Source organism: Amycolatopsis lexingtonensis, assembly GCF_014873755.1.
GTDB lineage: Bacteria > Actinomycetota > Actinomycetes > Mycobacteriales > Pseudonocardiaceae > Amycolatopsis > Amycolatopsis lexingtonensis.
Genome location: NZ_JADBEG010000001.1, coordinates 4,023,673 through 4,030,978, shown reverse-complemented (window position 1 = coordinate 4,030,978; position 7,306 = coordinate 4,023,673). Strand labels below are relative to the sequence as shown.

General features: G+C 73.2%; 1 protein-coding gene and 1 pseudogene. One reads left to right on the top strand and one right to left on the bottom strand.

Going from position 1 to position 7,306, the window contains the following annotated elements:
* Positions 1-12: 12 nt before the first annotated feature.
* A pseudogene (locus H4696_RS18110) lies at positions 13-6,126 on the top strand (type I polyketide synthase); the annotation flags it as partial.
* Between the two features lie 203 nt (positions 6,127-6,329).
* Here H4696_RS18110 and H4696_RS18105 read toward each other — a convergent pair.
* Complete coding sequence (locus H4696_RS18105) at positions 6,330-7,109, bottom strand: DUF2306 domain-containing protein (RefSeq protein ID WP_158104344.1); 780 nt, start codon at positions 7,107-7,109, stop codon at positions 6,330-6,332.
* Between the last annotated feature and the right edge of the window lie 197 nt (positions 7,110-7,306).

The window sequence follows — 7,306 nt, the reverse complement described above, 5'->3', positions numbered from 1 at the left end:
CCCGTGGCGACCGAAGCCGAGCTGCTCGACTACCTCCGCCGGGTGACCGCCGACCTGCAGCGCACCCGCGAGCGCCTGGTCGCCGCGGAGTCCGCGGGTGACGAGCCGATCGCCGTGGTCGGCATGAGCTGCCGCTACCCCGGCGACGTCGACACCCCCGAAGCCCTGTGGCGGCTGGTCGACGACGGCACCGACGCGATCTCCGGCTTCCCGGACGACCGCGGCTGGCCGCTGGCCGACCTGCTCGGCGACGTCGGCGGGCCCGGCACGTCGGCGACCGCCGAGGGCGGCTTCCTGCACGGCGCCGGCGGGTTCGACGCGGCGTTCTTCGGGATGAGCCCGCGCGAGGCGCTGGCCACCGACCCGCAACAGCGGCTGCTGCTCGAAACCGCTTGGGAGGCCTGCGAAAGCGCGGGCATCGACCCGCTTTCCCTGCGCGGCAGCGACACCGGCGTGTTCGTCGGCGTGATGTACAACGACTACGCGATCGCGCTGCAGGGCGTCACCGAAGACCTCGAGGGCTACCAGAGCAACGGCAGCGCCGGCAGCGTCGCGTCGGGGCGCATCTCCTACACCTTCGGCTTCGAAGGCCCGACCGTCAGCGTCGACACCGCGTGCTCGTCGTCGCTGGTCACCCTGCACCTCGCCGCCCAGGCCCTGCGGCGCGGCGAATGCTCGCTCGCGCTGGCCGGCGGGGTCGCGATCATGTCGACGCCGATGGTGTTCATCGAGTACAGCCGCCAAGGCGCGCTCTCGCCGACCGGCCGCTCCCGCGCGTTCGCCGAGGGCGCCGACGGCACCGGCTGGTCCGAAGGCGTCGGCATGCTGGCCCTGGAGAAGCTGTCGGACGCGCGGCGCAACGGCCACGAGATCCTGGCCGTGCTACGGGGTTCCGCGGTCAACTCCGACGGCGCGTCCAACGGCCTCACCGCCCCCAATGGCCCGTCGCAGCAACGAGTGATCCGCGCCGCGCTGGCCGACGCGAAGCTGTCACCGTCCGATGTGGACGTCGTCGAGGCGCACGGCACCGGCACGGCGCTCGGCGACCCGATCGAGGCGCAGGCGCTGATCTCGGTGTACGGCCAGGACCGGCCCGAAGGCCGGCCGCTGTGGCTGGGCTCGCTGAAGTCGAACATCGGGCACACCCAGGCCGCGGCCGGCGTCGGCGGGGTGCTGAAGATGATCCTCGCCATGCGCAACGGCGTTCTGCCGCGCACCCTGCACGCCGAGCAGCCATCCACGAAGATCGACTGGACTGCCGGCGACGTCGAGCTGCTCACCGAACCCCGGCCGTGGCCGCGCACCGGAGCCCCGCGCCGGGCCGCCGTGTCTTCCTTCGGCGTCAGCGGGACCAACGCGCACGTCGTCCTGGAACAAGCCCCGCCCGGCGAGCCAGCTGCGGCCGCGGCGGAACCGGCCGCGATCCCGTGGGTGCTGTCGGCGAAGTCACCGGAAGCGTTGGCCGCGCAGGCTTCCCGGCTGCTGGCCCACCTCGACGAGCACCCCGCCCAGCCGCTCGCCGGGATCGCTCGCACGCTGCTGTCCCGCAGCCGGTTCGACCACCGCGCCGTCGTGGCCGGGACCGATCACGCCACCTTCCGCGAAGGTCTCGCCGCGCTCGCGGCCGGCGTCCCGGCCTCGACCGTCGCCACCGGCACGGTGACCGCCGCGCCCGGCCCGGTGTTCGTGTTCCCCGGTCAGGGTTCGCAGTGGCCCGAGATGGCGATGGCGCTGCTCGAAACCCAGCCGGTCTTCCGCGCCCGCGTCGAAGAGTGCGCCGAGGCTTTCAAGCCGTACGTCGACTGGTCGCTGCTGGACGTCCTGACCGGCGTCGAGGGCGCGCCTTCGGTCGACCGGGTCGACGTTGTGCAGCCGGTGCTGTTCTCGGTGATGGTGTCGCTCGCGCACCTCTGGCGCTCCTACGGCGTCCGGGCCGCCGCGGTGCTCGGGCACTCGCAGGGCGAGATCGCCGCCGCGTGTTTCGCCGGGGTGCTGTCGCTGCCCGAAGCCGCGCGGATCGTGACCCTGCGCAGCCGCCTGATCGGCGACCGGCTGGCCGGCCACGGCGGCCTGCTGTCGGTGATGGCGTCCGAAGCAGAGGTCGCCGAACTGCTCGGCGACTTCGAAGGCACCTTGTCGATCGCGGCGGTCAACGGGCCGCGCACGGTCACCGTCGCCGGTGAGCCGGAAGCGTTGACCACACTGGAAAAGCGCCTCTCGGCGGCCGGGCTGATGCGCTGGCGCGTCGAGGGCGTCGACTTCGCCGCGCACAGCCCCCAGGTGCGCGTGCTGCACGACGAACTCCTCGACGTCCTGGGCGAACTGCACCCCGGTGCGTCGGAGATCCCGTTCTTCTCCACGGCCGATCAGCGCTGGCTCGACGGCTCCGAAATGGACGGTGAATACTGGTACCGCAACCTGGAACGCACCGTGCGGTTCGACGCCGGTGTCCTCGCCGCGCTCGACCGCGGCGCCCGTCACTTCGTCGAGATCAGCCCGCAGCCGGTGCTGAGCCTCGGGTTGCAGGCGCTGCTGGAGCAGTCGGGCACCGGCGCGACGGCGTCGGCGACCCTGCTGCTCGGCCACGGCGGCCCCGACCGGTTCCTGGCCGCGCTCGGCGCCGCGTTCGCCCGCGGCGCCGACATCGACTGGCAGCTCCCCGAAGGTGACCGCGTCGCGCTGCCGACGTATCCCTTCCAGCGCAAGGACTTCTGGCCGCGCGGCACGATGCAGGCGACCGGCGACATCACCGCGCTCGGCCTGGCGTCCGCCGACCACCCGCTGCTCGGCGCGGTGACGGCGTTGCCCGACACCGAAGGCTTCCTGTTCACCTCACGGCTGTCGGTGCCGACGCACCCGTGGCTGGCCGAACACACCTTCGGCGACGCGGTTCTGTTGCCCGGCACCGCGTTCCTGGAGCTGGCCGTCCGTGCGGGCGATGAGGCCGGGTGTCCGGTCGTCGACGAGCTGACCCTCACCGTGCCGCTGGTCGTCCCGCCCGGCCAGGCTGTGCGGACCCAGGTGGTGCTCGGCCCGCTGACCCCGGCCGGGCGGCGCACGCTGTCCGTCTACGCCCGGCCCGACGCCGGCGACGAGCCGTGGACCTGCCACGCCACCGGCGTCCTGCGCGCCGGCGAAGTGCCCGAGGCGGGGGAGTTCCCGGCAGAGTGGCCCCCGGCCGGCGCCGAGCCGATCGACTTGACTGGCTTTTACGAAACGGCCGCCGAGAACGGCTTCGGCTACGGCTCGCTCTTCCGCGGCCTCGAAAAGGCTTGGCGCCACGGCGAAGACGTCTACGCCGAGGTCGCGCTGCCGGAGGCCAACCGTCCCGAAGCGACCGCGTGCGCGCTGCACCCCGCGCTGCTCGACGCCGCGCTGCACGCGGCGTCGTTCACCGGCGAAGGCCGCAGCCGGCTGCCGTTCTCGTGGACGGACGTCGAGCTGTACGCGGTCGGCGCGTCCCGGGCCCGCGTGCGGATCAGCCCGACCGGCACGGACAGCGTCCGCGTCGACCTCGCCGACACCACCGGCACGCCGATCGTCTCGGTCGGCTCGCTGCTGCTGCGCGCGGCGGGCGCGATCGAGACCACGCCGACGTACGGCGACAGCCTCTTCCGCTGGGAGTGGCAGCCGGTGCCGGCCCCGGAACCCGGCCGACTCGTCGACGGCACGTGGGTCGTCGCCGGCGCCGACGAGTTCGGGCTGACCGGCGCGGTCTACACCCTCGGCCGCGCGGTCGAGACGTTCCTCGGCATCGGCGCCCTGACCAGCGCTCTCGACGACGGCCTGCCCGCGCCCCAGGTGATCCTCATGCCGCTGGTGCCGGTGCGCCCGGAGAACGACCGCGAGGCTGCCCGCGACCTGACGAAGTGGGTGCTGGGCGAGGTCCAGGCGTTCCTCGAGGAGGACCGGCTGCGCACCACGCGGCTGGTGTTCGTCACCCGCGGCGCGACCGAAGACGCGCTGGCCGGCGCGACCGCGTGGGGCCTGCTGCGCTCGGCGCAGACGGAGAACCCCGGCCGGATCGTGCTGGCCGACCTCGAACGCGAAGGCGACCAGTCCATTCGCGACCTGCTGCCGCTGCTGCCCGGCCTGCTCGCCTCGGGCGAGCCCCAGGTGGTGCTGCGCGACGGCGTCCCGCACGTCGGCCGCCTGACCCGCGCCCGCGGCGGGGAATCCACTGTGGACTGGTCGGGCAAGGTGCTCATCACGGGTGGTACCGGGGCGCTGGCGCGGACGGTCGCGCGGCACCTGGTCAGCGAGCACGGCGTCCGCGACCTGCTGCTGGTCAGCCGCAGCGGCCCGGACGCGCCGGGTGCGGCGGAGTTCGCCGCCGAGCTGGACGCCACTGTGGACATTCGCGCGTGCGATGTGTCCGATCGGGACGCGCTGGCCCGGCTGCTCGAGTCCGAACCCTCGGTGCGAGCGGTCGTGCACACCGCGGGTGCTTTGGAGGACGGTGTCCTCGGTTCGCTGACGCCGAAGAAGCTCGACACGGTGTTCGCGCCGAAGCTCGACGCGGCCTGGCACCTGCACCAGCTGACCCGCGACCGCGAGCTGACGGCGTTCGTGCTGTTCTCGTCTTTCGCCGGGCTCGCGGGCAACGCGGGGCAGGGCAACTACGCCGCCGCAAACGCTTTCCTCGACGCCCTCGCCCGTCATCGGCGTGCCCTCGGCCTGCCGGGGACGTCGATCGCGTGGGGCACCTGGGCCGGGGACCGCAGCGTGATGGCCGCGCAGCTCGACGAGACGAGCCGCCGCCGTCAGGAACGCGGGGGAGCGCTGGCGCTGTCGCCCGAGCAGGGCGTGGCGCTGTTCGACGCCGCCCTCGCGCGCCCGGAACCGGTGCTCGCCGCGATCCGGCTCGACCTGGCCGCGATGCGCGCGGCCGGCGAGGTCCCGCGGATGATGCACGCGCTGCTCCCGCCGCCGTCCCGCCGTTCGGCGGCCGCGGCCGAACAGGACACGGGCTCGTTCGCCCGGACGTACGCGCAGCTGCCCGCCGCCGACCGGCCCGCCGCGGTGCTGGAGCTGGTCCGCGGCCTGGCCGCGGCGGTGCTCGGGCACCCGAGTGCCGCCGCCGTCCCGGTCGACGGCAGCTTCCCGGAACTGGGCTTCGACTCGCTGACCGCGATGGACCTGCGCAATCGCCTGCAGACCGCGACGGACCTGATCCTGCAGGTCGGCGTGGTGTTCGACCACCCGACGCCGGAGGAGCTGGCCGCCCACCTGGCCGCGGAACTGGACGCTGAACCGGCGTCCGGCGAGGTCGTTTCGACGGTGTCCGTGCAGGCGCCGGAGACGATTTCGGGCCTGTTCACCGAGGCGCTCAAGGCCGGGCAGCAGGCGGACGCGATCGCGTTCCTGCGCGCGGCGGCGACGTTGCGCCCGAAGTTCCGCACGACCGAGGAGCTGACCCGCCCGATCCGCCCGCTGCGGCTCGCACGCCGGGCCCCGGACGCCGAGCCCGGCCCGCACCTGATCTGCGTCCCGGCGCTGGTGGCGATGGCGGGGGTGCAGCAGTACTCGCTGTTCGCGGCGTCCTGCCGCGGCCGCCACGACGTCTCGGCGGTCCCGATCCCGGGCTTCACCGACGGCGAGGCACTCCCTGCCGACCGCGCCGCGCTGGTGTCGGCCGAGGCCGACGCGATCTCGGCGTACACGGGCGGCGAACCGGCGATCGTCCTTGGCGTGTCCACCGGCGGCCTGCTGGTGCACGCGATCGCGACGGAGCTGTGCCGCCGCGGCACACCCCCGGCCGGCGTCGCGCTGCTGGACCCGTACGCGGTGGACAGCGAGTTCGTCGCGAGTGCCGGTGGCGGGCTGATGCAGGGGCTGTACAAGCGCAACCAGCAGTACACCGAGGTGACGAGCGCGGGGCTGTCGGCGATGGCCTGGTGCTTCGACCTGATGGAGGGCTGGGAGCTGGGGCCGCTGCCGTGCCCGACGCTGCTGGTCAGGGCGTCGGAGCCGATCGTGGCGGCGCAGGAGTCGGTGGACTGGCGCTCGGCGTGGCCGCACGCGGACATGGTGACGGACGTGCCGGGCAACCACTTCACGATCGTGGAGGAGCACATCGCGGACGCGGTCGCGGCGGTGCAGGCTTGGCTGCCTGCGGTCGGCTGACCGGGAGTGCTCGACATCCCCTCGGCAGTGGTGACCGACGAGATCGGCGCCCTGCCGAGGTGGCGGGAGGGGCGGGCACGCTTCCTGACGCGCGCTTCGACTCTCGTGACCACGACTTCGTCCCGCTGGATCGAGCGCGCGAAAAGACCCCGGCACCTGGGGTCGTGCCGGGGTCTTTCCGCCGCGGGAAGGCAGCCGCGAGACTAGGGGACGGGGTCGGGGGCGGGCCGCTCCAGAACCGGGGTCTTGGTGTTCGGGGCCAGCGCCGGCTCGACCGGGACGGCGACCTTCGCCGCCGCGCGCTTGGCTGCCTGGCGGCCCAGTGCCTTGTACCGCGCCCGGTGGTTGAACCACTCCGCGATCAGCAGGTTGACCACCCACGGCACCCACGACGTCAGCGTCGACACCTGGTCCTGCACCGCCGGCGGGCCGTCGACGCCCATCGTGAACACCTCGGGCTCCAGCCACAGGATCGCCGGGCCCAGCCAGAACCGCGACGCCAGGATCGAGAAGCACAGCGCGAAGCTGCGCAGCATCCACTCGCGGTGCTCGACGATCCGCCCCTGCCGCGCCCGCCGGAAGCCGACGATCGTCGTGCCCAGCCACAGCAGCCCCAGCAGCGCGTTGCCCGCCTTCTGGCCGGCGCCGTGGGTGAGGAACGGCGTGATCGTGAGGATCGCGAGCCCGGCCGGCAGCGCGCCGCCCAGGACGTACACGCGGCCGGAGATGCGGTGCAGCTTCGGGTTGCGGTTGCGCAGCCACGGCCAGACCTGGATCGACGCCGTCACGAACGCCACCGAGCCGAAGAGGATGTGCGCGACCAGCAGCGGGTAGTAGAACGGCAGGTCGAGCCGGGTGGCCGCGGTGGACTTGCTCGGGTCGAAGCCGAGGTAGTTGGGCAGCCGGTACAGGAGGAACCCGAACACCAGGAAGTAGAAGGGGATGATCCAGGGGCGTCTCAACGCCCGTCCGATGCTTGCCATGGTTCGCCTTCCTTCGGGACATCCGGCGCGACGAGCATGCCGCCGGGAAACCACGGAAAACCGCAGACTTCGCGGGTCCGCCGGCCGCCGCGGACGTCCTGAATGACTCATTCAGGTCTCCGGACGTCCTGAATGACTCATTCAAGACCTCGGGCCGCAGACCCGTACCCGCGCCGATCTCTGGGGAAAAACCGGGC